14 protein-coding genes are annotated in these 19,706 nt (G+C 36.3%); 7 read left to right on the top strand and 7 right to left on the bottom strand.

What is annotated here, in order from left to right; translation table 11 throughout:
* Positions 1–43 precede the first annotated feature (43 nt).
* The 4 genes from pstB to ACM9HF_RS19735 all read right to left on the bottom strand — a co-directional run bounded on the left by pstB (position 44) and on the right by ACM9HF_RS19735 (position 5,382).
* The gene (gene pstB / locus ACM9HF_RS19750) at positions 44–868 is read right to left on the bottom strand and encodes a phosphate ABC transporter ATP-binding protein PstB (RefSeq protein ID WP_473613253.1); all 825 of its coding nucleotides are present in this window, start codon (positions 866–868) and stop codon (positions 44–46) included.
* 88 nt (positions 869–956) lie between these two features.
* Complete coding sequence (gene pstA / locus ACM9HF_RS19745) at positions 957–2,594, bottom strand: phosphate ABC transporter permease PstA (protein WP_473618339.1); 1,638 nt, start codon at positions 2,592–2,594, stop codon at positions 957–959.
* A gap of 53 nt (positions 2,595–2,647) precedes the next feature.
* Positions 2,648–4,756: an ABC transporter permease subunit gene (locus tag ACM9HF_RS19740; protein ID WP_473618338.1), complete on the bottom strand. Its 2,109-nt coding sequence runs from the start codon at positions 4,754–4,756 to the stop codon at positions 2,648–2,650.
* 263 nt (positions 4,757–5,019) lie between these two features.
* Positions 5,020–5,382 (bottom strand): DUF2750 domain-containing protein, encoded by a 363-nt coding sequence (locus tag ACM9HF_RS19735; RefSeq protein ID WP_473613252.1) that lies wholly within the window; start codon positions 5,380–5,382, stop codon positions 5,020–5,022.
* Between the two features lie 106 nt (positions 5,383–5,488).
* On the opposite strand from ACM9HF_RS19735, the gene ACM9HF_RS19730 reads away from it, so the two are divergent.
* Entirely contained in the window at positions 5,489–5,923 is a 435-nt protein-coding gene (locus tag ACM9HF_RS19730) for a CBS domain-containing protein (RefSeq protein ID WP_473613251.1), read from the top strand.
* A gap of 57 nt (positions 5,924–5,980) precedes the next feature.
* On the opposite strand, the gene ACM9HF_RS19725 is transcribed toward ACM9HF_RS19730, so the two are convergent.
* From ACM9HF_RS19725 to ACM9HF_RS19715, 3 genes are all read right to left on the bottom strand, one after another.
* Positions 5,981–8,716 (bottom strand): nitrate reductase, encoded by a 2,736-nt coding sequence (locus ACM9HF_RS19725; protein ID WP_473613250.1) that lies wholly within the window; start codon positions 8,714–8,716, stop codon positions 5,981–5,983.
* Between the two features lie 49 nt (positions 8,717–8,765).
* Positions 8,766–10,115 (bottom strand): NAD(P)/FAD-dependent oxidoreductase, encoded by a 1,350-nt coding sequence (locus tag ACM9HF_RS19720; protein WP_473613249.1) that lies wholly within the window; start codon positions 10,113–10,115, stop codon positions 8,766–8,768.
* A gap of 392 nt (positions 10,116–10,507) precedes the next feature.
* Positions 10,508–12,502 (bottom strand): TonB-dependent receptor plug domain-containing protein, encoded by a 1,995-nt coding sequence (locus ACM9HF_RS19715; RefSeq protein WP_473613248.1) that lies wholly within the window; start codon positions 12,500–12,502, stop codon positions 10,508–10,510.
* Between the two features lie 69 nt (positions 12,503–12,571).
* Here ACM9HF_RS19715 and ACM9HF_RS19710 point away from each other — a divergent pair, with 69 nt between their 5' ends.
* The 6 genes from ACM9HF_RS19710 to ACM9HF_RS19685 all read left to right on the top strand — a co-directional run bounded on the left by ACM9HF_RS19710 (position 12,572) and on the right by ACM9HF_RS19685 (position 19,661).
* A complete protein-coding gene (locus ACM9HF_RS19710) occupies positions 12,572–12,961 on the top strand; it encodes a MerR family transcriptional regulator (RefSeq protein ID WP_473613247.1) in 390 nt (129 codons plus the stop codon).
* A gap of 176 nt (positions 12,962–13,137) precedes the next feature.
* Entirely contained in the window at positions 13,138–14,817 is a 1,680-nt protein-coding gene (gene ettA, locus ACM9HF_RS19705; RefSeq protein ID WP_473613246.1) for an energy-dependent translational throttle protein EttA, read from the top strand.
* 132 nt (positions 14,818–14,949) lie between these two features.
* Positions 14,950–15,315, top strand: coding sequence for a PilZ domain-containing protein (locus tag ACM9HF_RS19700; protein WP_473613245.1), 366 nt, complete (start codon positions 14,950–14,952; stop codon positions 15,313–15,315).
* 49 nt (positions 15,316–15,364) lie between these two features.
* Positions 15,365–15,862, top strand: coding sequence for a glycine cleavage system transcriptional repressor (locus ACM9HF_RS19695; protein ID WP_473613244.1), 498 nt, complete (start codon positions 15,365–15,367; stop codon positions 15,860–15,862).
* Between the two features lie 161 nt (positions 15,863–16,023).
* Positions 16,024–18,132 carry a polyphosphate kinase 1 gene (gene ppk1 / locus ACM9HF_RS19690; protein WP_473613243.1) on the top strand — a complete coding sequence of 703 codons (2,109 nt, stop codon included), beginning with the start codon at positions 16,024–16,026 and terminating at the stop codon, positions 18,130–18,132.
* 5 nt (positions 18,133–18,137) lie between these two features.
* Positions 18,138–19,661, top strand: a complete 1,524-nt coding sequence (locus ACM9HF_RS19685) for a Ppx/GppA phosphatase family protein (protein WP_473613242.1) — start codon at positions 18,138–18,140, stop codon at positions 19,659–19,661.
* Positions 19,662–19,706 lie beyond the last annotated feature (45 nt).

Genomic DNA, 19,706 nt, shown 5'->3' with positions numbered 1-19,706 from the left:
ATAATGTAATTTACTAGTTATCTCTATTAAAGATAGACCAACTTTAACCGTAACGACCGGTTATATAATCTTCTGTTTTCTTTTTAGAAGGCGTCGTAAATAACGTGTTGGTATCACTGTATTCAATTAAGTCTCCCATGTACATAAAAGCAGTTTGATCTGATACGCGAGCAGCTTGTTGCATGTTGTGCGTTACAATAACCACAGTAAACTGTTGCTTTAAGTCATTGATTAACTCTTCAATGGTAAGCGTTGAAATAGGATCAAGTGCAGACGTGGGTTCATCTAGCAACAATACTTCTGGTTGAATAGCAATTGCACGAGCAATAACTAAACGTTGTTGTTGACCACCTGATAAACCTAATGCACTGTCATGTAGTCTATCTTTAACTTCATTCCATAGCGCGGCGCTTTTTAATGCTTGCTCAACGGCTTCGTCTAAAACTCTACGATTATTTTCGCCTTTGATACGTAAGCCATAAACAACATTTTCATAGATGCTCTTTGGAAATGGATTAGGTCGTTGAAATACCATACCAACAGCTCTACGTAGCTCAGCTACATCAACATGACGACCATAAATATTTTCGCCATGCAGGTTAATTTCACCCGTTATTTTACAAATATCAACTAAGTCGTTCATACGGTTAATACAACGTAATAGCGTAGATTTACCACAACCACTTGGGCCGATAAAGGCGGTTACTTGGCCTTTTGGGATCGCCATAGATATATTTTGTAGTGCTTGTTTTTCACCATAAAAAAGGTTGAGATTTTTGATTTCTAACGCAACTTGCTCTGGTGACAAGTTTGCTAAGTCAATTTTATTTGGGCTATCAATTAAAGCTTTTGGTGTTACAGAGATCATATTTTTCTCTCATTTTGGAGGTGTCCCTCCATTGTTCATATAAATAAATTGTTTAAATAATTTTTTACCGGTACTGAAAGTTAAAAGCTTAATGTTCTAACATTCTGTATTTCTCTCGTAATTTGTTACGAACAGAAACAGCGGTCATATTCAAAGCAACAATAATTGTGACGAGTAATAAAGCGGTTGCATAAACAAGTGGTCTTGCCGCTTCTACGTTAGGACTTTGGAAACCTACATCGTATATATGGAAACCTAAGTGCATAAACTTTCTATCAAGATGTAAGAATGGGAAATTGCCATCTAATGGTAAGTTAGGTGCCATTTTAACAACTCCTACTAACATAAGAGGAGCAACCTCACCCGCTGCACGAGCAATCGCTAGAATAATTCCCGTCATAATTGCTGGGCTAGCAATAGGTAATATAATTCGCCATAAGGTTTCTGCTTTTGTTGCACCTAGAGCTAAACTACCGTGCCTCATTGCTGATGGAATTCGCGCTAAACCTTCCTCTGTTGATACAATAACAACAGGTAGCGTTAATATCGCTAGCGTAATAGCCGACCACATAACACCTGGCGTACCAAATGTAGGGCTTGGTAATGTTTCTGGGTAGAACAATTGGTCTAAGCTGCCCCCTACCATATAAACAAAGAAACCTAAGCCAAACACACCATATACAATTGAAGGTACACCCGCTAAGTTAATTACAGCAATACGTAATAATTTAGTTAATGCATTTTTACCCGCATATTCATGTAAATAAATAGCCGCAATAACGCCAAATGGTGAAACAATAACAGTCATCAACAGCACCATTAGCACCGTACCAAAAATAGCTGGAAATACGCCACCTTCGGTATTAGCTTCTCTTGGGTCATCAACTAAAAATGCGCTAATTTGTTCTAAAAAGGTTAAAAACTTTTCAAAAAAGTTAAGCTTGTTGTTATAAGTTACTTTAAGAATGTGCTCAAAGTTAATAGTAACTTTTTGACCATCCATAGCTCTTACCACTAACTGGTCACGTGCTATTTCTTCACGCAAGCCCATTAATTCAGCTTCAAGTACTTTATATTCAGCTTGTAATGTTGCAACTTCGCTATTTAATTCTTTCGCTAAATCGTCTGTTAATTCGTTATCAAGCTTATATTTACGCTCTTTTAAACGAGTACGCTCAATGTTGTAGTTAATAGCCCCAATATGAGTTTTTTGTAGTGAATCAATTTCTTCTTGAAAATTGTCTACACGCTCAAGTAATTCAGGTAATCGAGTTATATCGACTTCTTTCCCTTCTAAAATAACGGATTCTATATAACCATAAAAGTTACCATTGGTTCTACGTTCAATAACAACAACTTCTTCAGGCTTAGTTGTTGTTTGAATTTCTGGTACTAATAACCATCTAAAATCTAAGCTTACTAACTCACGGTTACCTGTTTTAACGAGCAAACGCTCTACTGTTTCTTGGCCCGGCGCTAATTTAATTGCCGTATGTGCTAATTGAGAGGCAGGAATAAATTCACGATCGTATATTTCACCAATCACTGTACCGTGAATACCTTTATCGTTTATTGACTTAAATTCATAAATATCGGCTGGCCAAAAGTAAGATAAACCTTTAGAAGCGATAAGCCATAACAAACCTAATACTGAAATTAAGCTGATACTTACACCGCCGGCTGACAACCATATCCAAGGTGATCCTGAACGAAACCATTTATTCATATTTTGTTGCTCTTTATTACTATTTTTCATCATATTTACCTAATAACTTGCCTTTATAACGAGCTATATTTGTCGCGTAAACGCTGACGAATAAATTCTGCAAGTGTGTTAACTACAAAAGTAAACACGAATAAAACAAATGCAGCTAAGAATAAAATTCTGTAGTGCGAGCTACCCACTTCTGACTCTGGCATTTCTACCGCTATATTAGCCGCTAGTGTTCTCATGCCTTGGAAAATACTCCAATCAAGTATTGGGGTATTACCTGTTGCCATGAGTACAATCATGGTTTCACCCACCGCACGACCAAGCCCCATCATTAACGCTGAGAAAATGCCGGGGCTAGCCGTTAATAAAACTACTTTAATTAAGGTTTGCCACTGTGTAGCGCCTAACGCTAATGAACCGCTGGTTAAATGCCTAGGAACACTGAAAATTGCATCTTCAGCCATAGTAAAAATAGTAGGAATTACCGCAAACCCCATAGCAATACCCACAACTAATGCATTACGTTGGTCAAAACTAATACCTAATTCATTCGTAATGTATTGACGAACATCGCCACCAAACATATGTAATTCAAGTACGGGTGATAACGCAAAAGCAAAGTAAACCGAGACTAAAATAACAGGAATTAAAATTACCGGAGCTAAAGTTTCAGGTATTTTAATTTTTAGTTCTTTCGGTAATTTATACCAAGCAAACGCTGCAATAAGGGTCGATAGAGGTAAGAAGATCACCATTAAGAATATTGCAGGTAAGTAGTCTTCAATCAGTGGTGCTAACCAAAGTCCAGCTAAAAACCCTAAGATAACGGTGGGTAATGCTTCCATCAATTCAATAGTAGGTTTAACTTTTTTACGTAAAGCCGGAGTCATAAAATATGCGGTATAAATGGCAGCGGTTAATGCAATTGGTACTGCAAATAACATGGCGTAAAATGCCGCTTTAATGGTTCCAAAAGAAATAGGAACTAAAGAAAATTTAGCTTCAAAGTCGTCCGTTCCCGATGTAGATTGCCAAATATAATCAGGTTCAGCATACCCTTCGTACCATACTTCCTTCCATAGTGCAGACCACGTTACTTCAGGATGTTCGTTGTGTACTGAAAAGATTTTTAGCTCATTGTTATTAACGGTAATAATCGCGTCAGACCTTGGTGATACCGCAAAAGCATCAGGTTGCGTATTAACGAGTTTTCCGTTCCATAATTGCGCTTCACTGGTTGTATAAAACACATCAACGGCACCTGTAGCCGTTATCCCGTAAAAGCTTTTGCGAAATTGCTCAGTATAAATTTTTGCTACAGCTTCACCTGTACTATTGTTAAATGAGCGTATTTCTTGAAAGTCTCTACCACTGTCTCCAGCCACTTCAAACCACTGACTAATATTTCCTTTATTGTCACCAATGAGAATAGAGCTACTACCCGAAAGCAATGCCATAGAGGTAATGGTTTTCTTAGGTTTTATTTCCGTTTTTAAAGTAACGCTGTATTCATCGTCTAATTCAAATACAGATATAGTATTGCCACTTTGAACAAAGGCTAACGATAAGTCAGGTGTAATCAGAATTTCATCAACTTTTTTTGAATAAAACTCTATCTCTTGAAAAACAGTTTCAAAAGCGGGGTCATAATCAAAACTATCTTCTGATACCAATGTGGTTTTTATTAATCGGCCGTCGTCTGTTTTTGCAACAAACACAGCCTTTTCAGAGTTCATTGCAAAAGCAACTTTAGAGAAACCTGCATTGCTTTCGTCAAGCTCTAGCGGTTCTTCTCCTAACGGGTAATCAATTCTCGCAATAATCTCACGGCTGTCAGCGGTGTAAACAGATTGAAACTTAGGAGCAATAACTAGGTTATTGTTATTTGAGTCAACAATCAGTTTGTAATTAATGCCTGAATCAACAATGTGTTTAACTTCACCACCGTTAGAAATTAATTGCTGTGAAAACAACTGACTTCCTGTTTTATATCCGTTTTTATCAGTTAAACGATAAAAGCGAATATCACCTAGTTCATTAATTTGATAGGCCACTTCTTTTAGTTCATCAACACCAACACTTAATGTTTTGGTTGAAGACGTAAGAGAAAGTTGAGAGGTCTGTTCTACAGTTGCTGAGTCAAAAACAGGTTTAATTACGTAAAGTAAATACATAAAAATTAGCACAAGGGTAAATAACACACTGATACCACCGAGTGTAATTAACCATTTTGCTAAAGAGTTTTTAAGCTGACGTGTGCCAGTTGATTTAAATGCTAGAGCCACTAAATCTGCCTTTATCTACTATAAATATTAAGTTCAAATTAAATTATATGTCATTAATATTACAGTTTTGTGACAGATGTGTTTACAAGAATTAAGATTGGATAAAAATGAGCCCTATAACCTAATAAGTTTTAGAGCTAATTTGTTTATATTTATTTATAAACTTCAACTTCAGAAAGTAGTTGTGTAAATTCAGCCAATTCAACTTCTACACAATCGCCCTCTTCAGGCCAATTAAGTCCAATAATAATATTGTCTTCATTTAGGTCTTCAATCCAAAACTCCATCCATTCAGCAACTGAAATTTCTGTTGGCTGGTAGTCTTCCCATTCTTCAAAGCAATGGTTTTGCGCAAGTTCAGCACTTGACCACAAAGGCATTACTTCTGTGTTTTCAAAGTTAACTGAGTCTAGTACCACATAGTTTTCTGACTCGGGTTCCTTTAAAGCCCATAAGGTTTGAGAGACTTTTACATCAGTCATAAATGTTTTGATAATATTTTGTTGATCTGTCATAACGATCTTTTACCTATAATGATTTAGTATTTATTTGCCTAGTATACTAAAATATAGAATATATTAAGACCTGTTTGTTACAGCTTAATTAAATAAGGACAAGCTTATGAGTGTAGAAACTGTCATGTCGCGTAGTTTAATTACCTTAGATATGGATGACAATTTAGAAAAAGCCAAAAAGATCATCGATGCAAAAAACATTCATCACATTCTCATTCTCCATAATAAAGAATTAATGGGAATTATTACTGACAGAGACATATTTAAACACTTAAGCCCATCTGTAGGCACTCGTATAGAAACTGCTAAAGATACTTTTTTGTTACACAAAAAAGTCCATTTAATTATGAGTAGAAACCTTGTAACGGCAAAATCATCTATTTCACTTAACGAAGCGGCCTTACTGTTTGACGACAATCACATTTCTTGTTTACCCATAGTGAACGAAAAAAATGAACCTATTGGTATTATTACTTGGCGAGATATTATTAAAATTGTTGCCAATAATTACCGAACTAAGCTGAAGGAACAAAAGGAGTAATAACAATTCCATTAAGTTTCATGGATATCACTCCTTTAAGAACACCGCACTCAAGAACTAAAAAAAAGCCTTTAATTCGGGAATACACGAACCACAATTTGTTCCACATTTTAATTGCTTACCTAAAGCTTCAACAGACGAGCAATCTCCAGACGCAATAGCTTGTTTAATGTTTTTTTTGCCTACTTGAAAACACGAACATATAATTTCACCTACATCTAACGAACCATCTGAATCTAAGGCTGATAAAAGTTTAAATCGTGTTTTAGGGTTATGCTTCTGCCCTATTTGTTTCTCAATAAACTGCGTGCTGTATTTTATTGATAGGTCCGTACCGCCAGCAAAAAAGCATGTGAGTACGTCATCAACAAATCCCGCTATTCTTAAAATATGACTTTTATCATCTTTTAAAACCAGCCAATCAGAAACATCAGGAAAATGTGCTTGTAAAAACGCTTCACTATTATCTGCTGAATAAGGTAAATCTTGCTTGTCTGCTATTACGTATTTAACCCCTTGTTCTATTGTTGCCATAGTCCAATAGTCAGTAGTTAAATTTACTGGCGTTGAGCTAACCAGATAACCAGACCATTTAGCGTTAAAAGCACTTATATTAACCGGACACTGTTTAAACTCAGGCTGCCCCGATAATGCATCGGTAATAGAGCTGACCAAAGCTGAAACTTTAGCTGATTTAGAGAAACTATCATTCCAATGAATAGGAACGAATATTTCACCGACTCTTTGTTCATCTGTTATTTGTGCTCGACCAATATAAGATGAACCTAAATTATCTAATTGAAGTAGTTCTTTATCTACCACATTCAACCGCATTGCGTCATCAGCATGAATTTGTATAAAAGGCTCACTTAGATGCGTCATTAACTTAGGCACTCGCCCTGTACGTGTCATGGTATGCCATTGATCTCTTATACGTCCGGTATTCATGATCACTTGATTGGCACTAGGTACCACTTGCGGATATTTAGCAACAACAGGAACAAAATTAGCTTTACCTGTTTTAGTAGCAAACCCGCCTTGGGTAAATAAACGTTTGGTCCCTTTCGGGTTTTCTGCATTAATTGGCCAAGGGGTTGGTGTAAAATCACGATACGCATCTAACGATATATTAGCCAAGCCCGAAATATCAAAAGCTCGATGTACTCTATGCTCAGTATCGCTTCTATGTGTATTTTCATCGGTAGAGATATTCTCGAAACCTGATAATGCAGCATGCTCTTTAAAAATATCGTGTGCATGTTTATAGGTAAAGGCATCGCTAAAACCCATTTTTTGGGCAACTAAGCTGATAATTTCCCAGTCATTTTTAGCCATACCCGGTGCACTTACCAAAGACTTTTGTAAAGAAATGGTACGTTCTGAGCTCGTTACCATGCCTTCTTTTTCGCCCCAAGTAGTTGCAGGTAACACAATATCAGCGTAGTTAACGGTTTCTGCACTTTCGTAACTTTCGCTTATCACCACCATAGGGCACTTTTGTAATGCTTTTTTGACTACATTAGCATTAGGCATACTGACTACGGGATTGGTTGCTATGATCCAAATAGCTTTGATTTTACCGCTATTAACAGCATCAAACATGTCAACAGCTTTTAAGCCTTGTTTTTGTGCCATATTAGGCGCATTCCAAAAGCGTTGAACCAAATCAATTTCATTAGGATTTTCAAAGTGCATGTGACCCGCTAATTGATTAGCCAGCCCACCAACTTCACGCCCGCCCATAGCATTTGGCTGACCTGTAATAGAAAAAGGTCCTGCGCCCGCATAACCTATTTTCCCCGAAGCTAAGTGACAATTAATAATAGCATTGCCTTTATCAACCCCTGAAGATGATTGATTAATGCCCATTGAAAACATGCTCACAACCTTTTTATGTTGTGCAAAAAGCTGGTAGCTTTCAAGTAGTGTTTCGGGTTCAATATCACACGCTTTTGCTACATTTTCTAAGGTAGGCATTTGTGATTTTACGGTATCGAGTGCTTCGCTATAACCTAAACAATATTGTTCAATATAATCAGTATCTATCGCATTGTTTTCAGCTAAAAAGGCTAATAAGCCATTAAAATAAAAAGCATCAGCTCCCGGCTTTAACTTTATGTGCAGATCTGCATTTTTACTGGTTGCTGTTGCTCTAGGGTCAATAACCACCACTTTAAGCTTAGGGTTATCTTCTTTAGCTTTTACAATACGTTGGTAAACAATAGGATGAGCATAAGCAGGGTTTGAACCAACAATAAAAATAACCTCTGCTTGTTCTAAATCTTCATAACAACCAGGTACAGCATCTTCTCCAAACGCCCTTTTATGGGCAACACTGGCAGAAGCCATACATAACCTAGAGTTTGTATCTACGTTTGCTGAACCAATAAAGCCTTTCATTAATTTATTAACAACGTAGTAGTCTTCTGTCAAAATTTGACCAGAAACATAAAAAGCGACAGAGTCAGGGCCGTGTTCTGCAATAGTTTGTTTAAAATGCTCGGCAACGGTTGATGTTGCTTCTTCCCACGAGGCTTCTTTACCAAAAACTTTAGGGGTTAAAATTCGCCCTGTATCAGCAACCGTTTCATGTAACGAAGAGCCCTTTACACACAAACGTCCAAAATTTGATGGGTGATTTTCATCACCTTTTACCGCGACTATTTTATTATCAACAACCGTGGTTGATACTCCACAACCTACACCACAATAAGGACAAGTGGTTTTATGAATTGAAGAAGCTAGAGAAACTGTAGCGTCTTGCTTATCCGTAAAAATTATATTTGAATTCATTTAACTCTCTAAAATGTACGTTCTTACCCGAAAATTATCTATTGTCTTATTACGCAGCTTCACTACGCTCATCTTTATTTTCAGCTTCAATGACCATAAATTCATGACCTATTAATAACTCAGGCATTGCATGCAATATTTTTTGTTTATTTTGCATCATCTCGAAATACACCATTCCAGAACTCACATCGCCAAATAAAACAACACCAACAATAATGTCGTTTTCAATAATGATTTTTCGGTATATAGATGACTTTTGGTCGGTAAGAACAAATGTTTGTGTGGTATCAGATGATTCAACAACACCAGCAGAAAACAGCTGTACACCAGACACTTTTAATTTTGTTGGCACTGGAGCATTTTTAAAGGCAGATAAACGGCCAAGACACAATCGTTCAGCAAGCGATTTACATTGGCTCCAAATAGGATCAACCAATCCAAATGTTGAGTTTTTATGCTGGCAACATTCACCTAACGCGCTAATATATCTATTGCTTGTTTGCATAAAGTCGTTAACAACAATGGCACGTTCCGCAATAATATTTGCACTAACCGCTAATTCTTTATTTGGCGTGATCCCTGTTGCAATAACCGCCATTTCAGCAGTAATCGTTTCACCATTCGTTAATTCTGCACCCGATAAAACGTTTTCACCTTCTTTGTTGGTTTTACTGGTAAATTGCGCAACTTCGTGCCCTAAAATAAAATTAATATTTTTAGCAGCCATAATGTTTTTCAGCATAGTGCCAGACACTTGGTCTAACTGACGATTTAGCAACCATTTATTACGATGTATTAAGGTAACTTTTACACCACTTATCGCTAAACCATAAGCCGCTTCTAAACCTAATAATCCACCACCAATAACCAAGGCTTTTTTATCTTTACCCTCTTCGCCTTTCAGCGCAGAGGCTTGATTAGCAAAAGACTGAATTTGCTCGGTGTCTTTAATATCTCTAAAGTTAAACAAACCTTTTACGTTTTGATTTTTAGCAGAAATTTTTGCAGAACGAGAACCAACCGCAAGCACAAGTTCGTCGTATGAAATAATTTTTTGATCTTCAAGGCTTTCATGGTTTTGACTGTTTTGTAAGACCAGTTTTTTATTTTCACTGTCTATATGAGAAACATGAGTACCGCTGATAAATTTAATTTGATTATCTTTATACCATTGAGGTGTTTTTTGAATAATGCCATCAATCGTTGTTTCACCTGCCAGTACAGACGACAACATAATGCGGTTATAACTTCCGTAAGGTTCTTTTCCTATAACCGTAATTTGATACTGCCCCGGCGTTCGCTCCAATATTTCGTCTAATAACCTGCCCGTCGCCATTCCATTGCCGATAATCACTAAAGAGGGTTTTTCAAAAACAGAAGTGTTTTGATTGCGATACATATTGAACCTATAGTCGTATTTAAAATTGATACCGACTATGAGATAGCACTATATATGCCACTATAAAAATAGCGAAATAAAAAATTTACACCACTACGAAGACCTTCATACAGACCTTGTAAATAAAGGGATAGGTATTTTTATTCTAGATAAAAACAAATAAAATATAATATTAAGTTGCTAGCAAACAAATACGAATGCACCAATAAAACGCACCATCAGCGTGCATTGTTAACATGTTAAGCAGACACTTTGTTATTGTTTAAACGGCGCTTAAATTGATAAAAGGCATTCCACCTAAAATAAAAAAAGCTACTATGACGGGTATAGTAGCTTTAAGTTTAAACGATAAATTTATAGGCTATACAGCCTTCAATATTTAATGATCATAGTTAGTCGCCAAATTTAATTCTAACACCAGCATTTGCAATAAATCCGTCATTACGAGACCATATATCTGTTGTCCATTGCCCTGTAGGTGCTCTAGAGGGTAATAATAATGGATGCTCATCTGTTTGCTTTACATCTAATAAGTTTTCTAAATTAATAAACCAACTTAAGCGGCCAAAGGTCATTTCTCCCATTAAACCTAAGTGCCAATATGGATCCGACTCATCAATATAAGGATTATCATTTAACCGTTGCGGCCCTGTATAATAAGCTTCGAATCCCGCTCTAAAGTTTCCATGTTGCTCCCACATTGCAACAAAACCAGCGGAATGTTGTGGTGTTAATGCAATTTGTCTTCTACCTTGTCCATTTGGAGATAACTCTGTCGCATCTAAGTATAAGTAGCTCGCAGTCAATTTGATGTCTTCCCAGTGGTAACGTAGCAAAACTTCTGAACCGCGAATTTTGCTTTCACCTTCGGTATTTAACAATCTTATACCGTCTAAAACATTATCGTTATTCGATGAAAAAGCTTCTAGTTTAGCCACGTTATCTACGTTTGAACCAAATAAGGTCAAGCTGGTTTCAATATTTTCAAAAGTATAGGTAAAATCAAGAGAAGCAGTTTCAGCTTGCTCTTCTTGTAAGTTTTTTATTTTTTCAAGCCTTGATAAACCAACAGCTTCAATTTCTTCAACAAAGGGTGTTGTAGCAAAATAACCACGCCCAAAAGAACCTCTTATGGTTAAATCTGAAGGGCGATATAACAGCGATATTCTGGGGCTAAACTGCGTGCCGTACTCACTGTGTTCATCTACACGAGCGCTGTAAGACGTAGTGAGTTTTTCACTCAGTTCATAATCTAATTGAGCGAATATCCCAGGGACTTCATAAGAATAATCAAACTCAGGAAAAGTATCAGAAGCGTAAATCTCAGATTGATAAGCTACACCAACAACCCAGTCACTTTTATCGCTATATCCTGCAAGGCTGGTTTCAAGTAGATAGCTTTCGTGTTGATCATCTTCAGTAATTTCACCGTAGCCATGAGTATGATCTTGCACCATAGCTGATGCTCGGGTGTTCAAAGTAAGAGAGTCTAAAACAGGCATATTAAAAACTAAACCACTATCTATACGTTGTGATTCCTGTAATTGTTGATAGAAGCTACCATCAGCAACGGTTCCACCGACTGAATTTCCGCCTACACGTTGCTCAGTCATAACTCCTACTGTTGCATAAAGGGTTTCACCAGCATCGCCTTCCCAAAAAAGTCGAGGTCGAGCGGTATATCTTTCATAATCGGCTAAATCAACCCAGCCATCATGATCAATGTCTTGCGCTTTTTGGTAGTGAGCGCCTGCGGTTAACGAACCTTTAAAAGAATCAGTCAATGGCGCTTCAATGTACGACGTAAGATCTTGTCCGTTACGCGTGGTTGCATTGAGAAGCATTTCACCTTTTAGTTCGTCGCTTGGTTTTCTGGATACAAGGTTAATGACTCCACCCAATGCTGAGCCACCATATAACGATGAAGCTGAACCTTTAATAATTTCAACACGACCTAAATCGGTAGGTGGTATTTGCATTAAACCAATAGAAGAAGCTTGATTACCATAAAGAGGTAAACCGTCTGCCAGCAATTGTGTATAACGACCATACAAACCCTGTAATCGAATATTGGCGCTACCCAAAGCAGGTGAAGTTGTTTGCATACGTACGCCACCAGTTTCAGCAACTAACATTGAAATATTACCCGGGCGCATAGCGGCTTTTTCTTCAATTTCTTCTCGATTAATAAGCTCTACGCGAATAGGTTGCTCATCTGCAATTCGGCCAGAACGTGTTGCTTGTACAATAATTTTTTCTACTTTATCGGCATGTTCGTGTTCATCTTGTTCGTGGTGCTCATCTTCCATTTCAATTCCGCTGGCATAACTCAGCGGTAGTAAGCTTAAAGTAAAAACAAGTATTGCGGGTGAAGCAGAGTTAAACATAAGTGGTATTTCTTACAAGGTATTATATGATATGCAAAGTTTAAAGGTTACAGCTACTGGAAGGTCAAGATGAAAATAAGTGAATTAGCAGATAAGGCACAAGTACCCGCCAAAACCATTCGCTATTATGAACAAATAGGTTTATTGGCAGCTCCAAAGCGAAAAGACAATGGTTATAGGCAGTACCAACAGAAAAATGTTGAAACACTCATATTTATTAGACGGTGCAGAGAGTTAAATATTGCTATTAGCGATATAAAACTCCTAATAGATGTACAACAAGATCCTAAAGCATCATGTGCTAGCGTAGATAAAATTATTGCGGATCAATTAGCCCGTATTCAACAAAGCCAAAGAGAGCTCGCCTTGCTAGAACAATCACTTGCTACCTTAGCTTCTTCTTGTAAAAATCATCACGTTGAAGATTGTTGTATTTTACACCAATTAAAATCTGTTTAATGACGTTAATTTTTCACAACACTTGCTTTATTTCAGTAACAAAGCTGTTGTCAAAATACAGCGAATCTTCTCCTTAATTTCATTCACAAAATTACTACAATCATATTTGCTTAATCTCCCTCGAATAACCTAAAATATAGGCCATATAATTTCATCTCTAAGCAAAAGGTTTTTCTATGGCTCAACCATTACCAGATAAATTTATCATGTCGATGAACCGCGTATCAAAAGTGGTTCCTCCTAAGCGTACTATTTTAAAAGATATTTCTTTATCGTTTTTCCCTGGCGCTAAAATTGGTGTTCTAGGTTTAAACGGTTCAGGTAAATCAACCCTACTCCGTATTATGGCTGGTGTAGATACTGAATTTGAAGGTGAAGCAAAAGCTTTAGCTGGCACTAATATTGGTTACTTACCGCAAGAACCGCAATTAGATGAAAGCAAAACCGTTCGAGAAGTTGTTGAAGAAGCCGTTTCTGAAGTAAAAAATGCAATCGCGCGTTTAGATCAAGTGTATAACGAATATGCTGAAGAAGGTGCTGACTTTGATGCTCTAGCAAAAGAGCAAGGTCAACTTGAAGATATTATTAACAGTCAAGACGGTCATAACATTGATAACGTTTTAGAACGCGCAGCTGATGCTTTACGTTTACCCGAGTGGGATCAAAAAATAGCGGTATTAAGTGGTGGTGAGCGTCGTCGTGTTGCTTTATGCCATTTATTATTACAAAAACCTGACATGTTGCTACTTGATGAACCAACCAACCATTTAGATGCTGAATCGGTTGCATGGTTAGAACGCTTCTTACACGACTACTCTGGTACCGTTGTAGCAATCACCCATGATAGATATTTCTTAGATAACGTTGCTGGTTGGATTTTAGAACTAGATAGAGGCTACGGTATCCCATGGGAAGGAAACTACTCTTCTTGGTTAGAACAAAAAGACGCACGTTTAGAGCAAGAAAGTAAAGCGGAAAGCGCGCTACAAAAAACCATTAAACAAGAGCTTGAATGGGTACGTTCAAATCCTAAAGCGCGCCAAACTAAAAGTAAGGCGCGTATGGCTGAGTTTGAAAAACTTAATAGTCAAGAATCTCAAAAACGTAATGAAACTAACGAGCTTTATATACCACCGGGGCCACGCCTAGGCGATAAAGTATTAGATGTTAAAAACTTAACTAAGTCGTTTGGCGACAGAGTATTGATTGATGATTTAAGCTTTAGTGTTCCTAAAGGGGCTATTGTGGGTATTATCGGTGCTAACGGCGCAGGTAAGTCAACATTATTTAAAATTCTGTCTGGCGCAGAAGAAGCCAACAGTGGTACAGCAGAGCTAGGCGAAACCGTTAAACTTGCTAGTGTTGATCAATTCAGAGACAACATGGGCGAAAACAATACAGTTTTCCAAGAAATCTCTGAAGGTACCGATATTATAGAAATAGGCACTTACCAAATTCCAGCAAGAGCTTACTGTAGTAGATTTAACTTTAAAGGTAACGACCAACAAAAGTTTATTAAAGACTTATCAGGCGGTGAACGTAACCGTGTACATTTAGCTAAACTGGTTAAAGTGGGTGGTAACTTATTACTACTTGATGAACCAACCAACGATTTAGATGTTGAAACTTTACGTGCTTTAGAAGAAGCTATTTTAGAGTTTCCAGGTTGTGTTATGGTTATTTCGCATGACCGTTGGTTCTTAGATAGAATTGCTACGCATATTCTTGATTACCGTGATGAAGGCCAAGTTAATTTCTTCGAAGGTAACTTTACTGAATACGACGAATGGTTGAAGAAAACGCTTGGCTCTGCTGCGTTAGAACCTCATAGAATTAAATACAAAAAAATAGGTTAATATCCATATAAAACAAAGCACATATCACGCGTGATGTGCTTTGTTATTTCCCATTTAAGTTTCCATTTTTGTTTCAAAGTTAGTTCAAACCAACTATGCTAAAGTGATAAATAACTTAAATTGAGTGCAGTTATGGAAAATAGACGAATTTTTACACGGGTATTATTTTCAATTGATGCTAGGTTGACAGTAAACAACATAGACTACCCTGTGAGCCTTCACGACATTTCAATGTCAGGTGCATTAATAAAATGCAGCGTAGACAAACCCGATTTAGCTGATCAAACAGGCATATTGCATTTTTCACTCGATGGTGAAGATTCGAAAGTATCAATGAATGTCACTATTGTGCACGAACACGACTCGGAAATAAGGTTACATTGTAACTCTATTGATCTCGACAGTATTTCTATATTACGTAGACTTATAGAATTGAATCTTGGTGATAGCGAACAACTCAACAAAGAGCTTTCACAACTTAGCTATTCACACGAATAATAATAAAAACCTCCATACTTATAAACGCCTTGAAGCAGAAGGAAACAACATGCAAAACATCATTATTTCTTTTATTAGTTTAGACCGCCCAGGATTAGTAGACGCCATATCGAACGTTGTTCGCCAACATAACGGCAACTGGAAAAGTAGTAGTTTGCACCATATGTCAGGCTTTTTTTCTGGTTCAATTGAAATTGCAGTAGCAGTAGATAAAAGTGCCCAGTTAGTTGACGCACTCAAAGAAATTGACGGTTTAGAAAGTATTATAAAAATTGCTGACAACGCACAAAATGTAAAACAGCCTAGTATTATTCTTGAACTAACTGCAAACGATCGTGAAGGCATTATACAAGAAGTTTCTTCGGTTATTCATAAGCAAGGTGGCAACTTACTTAAAGTCGTTAGTAAAACAGAAATTGCCGCTCATAGTGGTCAAGAATTATTTAAAGCAAAAGTAACTGTTGCTGTAGATGACCAACAAATAGATGAATTAATTGATGCCATTGAATGCTTAGCTGACGACCTGATTGTTGATGTATCTCGTTAATTGATGGGTAACAACTGTACCGTCATAAAAATCGTAATAAATCAGTAACAAGAAGTCCATATACTAACCTTTTATTATTGACGAATTATGCAAATCAGACTAATTTGTTGTTCTGTTAACAACAAATTAGTCTGTTTGATATTACGATAAAGACGAGCAGTATGACGACATATTTTGACAAAGAATTAAGTTGGTTATCTTTTAACGAAAGAGTATTACAAGAAGCCGCTGACGAAACCGTTCCTATCGTTGATAGAATAAGATTTTTAGGTATATATTCTGCTAACTTAGATGAGTTTTTTAGAGTACGTGTTGCCAATATTCGCCGCAGTGCAATTTTAGAATCAGCACAAGAAAATTCAACCAATGAATGGACTACCTTACATACTAATATTATAGAAAAGGTGAATGAATTAACTCGCCGCTTTAAATTTGTAGCCGATACTATTTTTGATGAAATAAAAAAGAAACGTATCAACATTATTTTTAATGATCCAACCAATAGAACCTTTAAAAATAAACTCTCTTCTGTTCAAAAAGAATGGCTAGCTGAATATTTTGACAACCGAATTATTCGTCATATAACGCCTATTATTATTAATAACAAAACACAGTTATCTTCATGTATTGATGACGATGCCATTTACTTTCTTGTTTCACTTAATAAAGATGAAAATAATCAATTTTGTTTGGTAGAAATCCCTCGTTACGATATTGAACGCTTTATTATTTTACCAACCTCATCACCCAATCAAGAAAGCCAAATAGTACTATTAGACGATGTGGTACTGTTTTTTATCGATAAGCTTTTTCATGGTGTATTTGACTACGACTCAATCGATGCTTACTCAATGAAATTGACGCGAGATGCTGAATATAACCTAACGGATGAATTAGACGAAAGCCTACTCGATCAAATGTCCAAAGGTATTAAGCAACGTTTAAAAGCTGACTTAGTTCGACTTGTACACGATGAAAAAATGCCGCAATACATGCTACTTTTTCTTCGTAAATCGTTAAAAATAAGAGAATTAGACAATCTTGTTCCTGGTGTTCGTTATCGCCACTTTAAAGACTTTATCAAATTTCCAAACTTAGGTGATAAATACTTAGTTAAAGAAAAACTTAAAGCATTAGATGCTCAACGATTTGCTCAATACCCTTCGGTATTTGAAGCTATAACACAAAACGACATATTACTTTACTACCCTTATCATAGGTTTAGACACTTCACTGAATTTGTTCGCCAAGCCTCTTACGATCCTTTGGTTAAAGAAATTAAAATTAATATTTATCGTGTAGCTAAAAACTCAAGAATTATTCAATCACTTATTGAAGCGGTTAAAAACGGTAAAAGAGTTACGGTTGTGGTAGAACTAAAAGCGCGTTTTGATGAAGAAGCCAATATTGAATGGGCTAAATTAATGAAAGACGCTGGAATAAACGTAGAATTTGGTATTGAAACCCTAAAAATACATTCAAAGCTTTGCATTATTATACGTAATGAAAATGACAAATTAGTTAAATATGCCCATATTGGCACAGGTAATTTTCACGAAAGTAACGCTAGGGTATACACAGATTTTGCTTTATTTACTAAACATAAAGAAATTTGCCAAGAAGTAGATAATGTATTTTCGTTTATTTCTCACAGTTATAAACGCTTTCGATTTAATCACTTAATTGTATCGCCATTAACATCAAGAAGACGCCTAAATCAATTTATTGAAAACGAAATACAAGCAGCTAAAAGTAATAAAAAGGCTGAAATCACCCTAAAACTTAATAACCTTGTTGATGAAAGTTTAATTAATAAACTTTACGCAGCCAGTGAAGCTGGCGTAAAAATAAGGCTAGTGATCAGAGGCATGTGTTCACTAGTACCCGGCATAAAAGACTTAAGTAGCAATATTAAAGTCATTTCTATTGTTGATTCGTACCTAGAACACCCACGCGTTATGATTTTTCATAACCAAGGAGATAAATTAGTCTTTATAACCTCAGGCGACTGGATGGAACGTAATATAGATCACCGTGTTGAGGTTGGCTGCCCTATTTACGATGAATCATTAAAACAACGTATTATTCATACCATTGATTTACACTTTAAAGATAATGTTAAAGCTCGTGTCATAGATAAAACAAACAGTAATAAATATGTAACAAACAATAGTAAAACCAAAGTTAGATCACAAATGGCGATTTATGATTATTTAGTTGCAGAAGAAAATAAAGATACTATGATGATAGAAAATTTGAAACTAACGTAAACTCTATGAATAACTCTGAACCTGCTTTAAACAATGGTGCTGACAACTACTTAGCAGCATTAGATATTGGTTCGAATAGCTTTCACTTTGTTCTTGCTCGCAGTATTAATAATCATATACAAATACTGCACACCGAAAAATACCAAGCTAAACTCGCAGATGGCCTTTCTGAAGATAAAACATTATCTTCAGAAGCTATTTCGCGAGGTGTAAATATTTTAGCGAACCTTGCTGCCACTACAGAACATTTAACCAAAGAAAACTTTCGAGCCGTTGCAACTTTTACCTTACGTGAAGCTAAAAACACGGAAGAATTTTTAAAAGAAGCAGCCAAAGTATTCCCTTTCGATATAGAAATTATTTCGGGGCATGAAGAAGCTCGCCTCATTTATCAAGCCGTGAATAATTTAACTCACTCTAAAAACACCCGTTTAGTGATCGATATTGGTGGTGGAAGTACAGAATGTATAATAGGCACAGGCAACCATATTCACGCCTTAGCCAGTTTAACTATGGGTTGTGTTAGCTTTACTCAACAGTTTTTTGCTGAGGGTTCAATTTCTGAAATAGCGTTTAAAAAAGCCATTAAAGGGGCAAAACGCGAAATAGACTCTATTGTAAAACGTTTTAAAAAATCGCCTTGGCAAGAAGTTATAGGTACTTCAGGCACACTAAAATCTATTTATAAAGTTGTTAACCATGGAGAGCATATTGATAAACCCGTTACGCTGAAAAAATTACACGACTTTAAAAAAGACTTAATTCAATGTGAGCACATAAAAAACATCAACATTAGTGGCTTAAAAGAAAATAGAGTACCCGTAATTTGTGCAGGCGTAGCTATTACTATAGCGCTAATGGAAACATTACAAATTAAAGAGTTTAGCCATTGCCAATATGCACTTAGAGAAGGTGTTTTGTTTGAACAACTCGACAATACAGCCAACGAAACAAACAATATACGCAGCCGTACTATTACAAGTTTAATGGAAAGATTTAGTATTGATGAAAACTACACCAATACAGTAAACGAACAAGCTGTTGCAATATTCAACCAAGTACAACCCAGTTGGAAAATGAATAAAAGCACCTATAAAGAGCTTTTAAAAGCAGCAATACAACTGCATGAAATTGGACTCGACATAAATCCTTCTGGCTACCATAAACACGGCGCATATATTCTTTCTTATGCTGATTTGCCGGGATTCAATCAGGAACAACAACAAGCATTAGCATGGTTAGTGGGTAATCAACGAAAAAAAATAACACCTATTAATCATTTTCAGTGGTATTTACTTGAACCTAAAAAACTAGAAAAAATATGTGTGATCATCCGCTTAAGTATTTTACTGACTCAGCAACGCCACATTAACGATACCTATACCTTAGTTGTTGAAGCAGATGACGATATATTAACGCTATCACTTGATAATGATTGGTTGATTGATCACCCTATTGTAGATAACGAATTATTTTATGAGATTGATCTACTCAAACCCTTAGGTATTGAGCTTTTAATCAAGTCTTAATTTACTTCTCATATTTACTTATCATAATGTAGAAAACAAAAAAGC

It is taken from the genome of Colwellia sp. RE-S-Sl-9 (assembly GCF_048296855.1).
Classification (GTDB): Bacteria; Pseudomonadota; Gammaproteobacteria; order Enterobacterales; family Alteromonadaceae; genus Pseudocolwellia.
This window is presented reverse-complemented; position numbering and strand designations above follow the sequence as displayed.

Bases quoted from the DNA above. Each gene is read 5' to 3' on its own strand.
- pstA (WP_473618339.1), bottom strand. From the start codon at position 2,594: ATGAATAAATGGTTTCGTTCAGGATCACCTTGGATATGGTTGTCAGCC.
- ettA (WP_473613246.1), top strand. From the start codon at position 13,138: ATGGCTCAACCATTACCAGATAAATTTATCATGTCGATGAACCGCGTA.
- ppk1 (WP_473613243.1), top strand. From the start codon at position 16,024: ATGACGACATATTTTGACAAAGAATTAAGTTGGTTATCTTTTAACGAA.
- ACM9HF_RS19715 (WP_473613248.1), bottom strand. From the start codon at position 12,502: ATGTTTAACTCTGCTTCACCCGCAATACTTGTTTTTACTTTAAGCTTA.
- ACM9HF_RS19695 (WP_473613244.1), top strand. From the start codon at position 15,365: ATGCAAAACATCATTATTTCTTTTATTAGTTTAGACCGCCCAGGATTA.
- ACM9HF_RS19720 (WP_473613249.1), bottom strand. From the start codon at position 10,115: ATGTATCGCAATCAAAACACTTCTGTTTTTGAAAAACCCTCTTTAGTG.
- ACM9HF_RS19725 (WP_473613250.1), bottom strand. From the start codon at position 8,716: ATGAATTCAAATATAATTTTTACGGATAAGCAAGACGCTACAGTTTCT.
- ACM9HF_RS19735 (WP_473613252.1), bottom strand. From the start codon at position 5,382: ATGACAGATCAACAAAATATTATCAAAACATTTATGACTGATGTAAAA.
- ACM9HF_RS19700 (WP_473613245.1), top strand. From the start codon at position 14,950: ATGGAAAATAGACGAATTTTTACACGGGTATTATTTTCAATTGATGCT.
- ACM9HF_RS19730 (WP_473613251.1), top strand. From the start codon at position 5,489: ATGAGTGTAGAAACTGTCATGTCGCGTAGTTTAATTACCTTAGATATG.
- ACM9HF_RS19740 (WP_473618338.1), bottom strand. From the start codon at position 4,756: ATGTATTTACTTTACGTAATTAAACCTGTTTTTGACTCAGCAACTGTA.
- ACM9HF_RS19685 (WP_473613242.1), top strand. From the start codon at position 18,138: ATGAATAACTCTGAACCTGCTTTAAACAATGGTGCTGACAACTACTTA.
- pstB (WP_473613253.1), bottom strand. From the start codon at position 868: ATGATCTCTGTAACACCAAAAGCTTTAATTGATAGCCCAAATAAAATT.
- ACM9HF_RS19710 (WP_473613247.1), top strand. From the start codon at position 12,572: ATGAAAATAAGTGAATTAGCAGATAAGGCACAAGTACCCGCCAAAACC.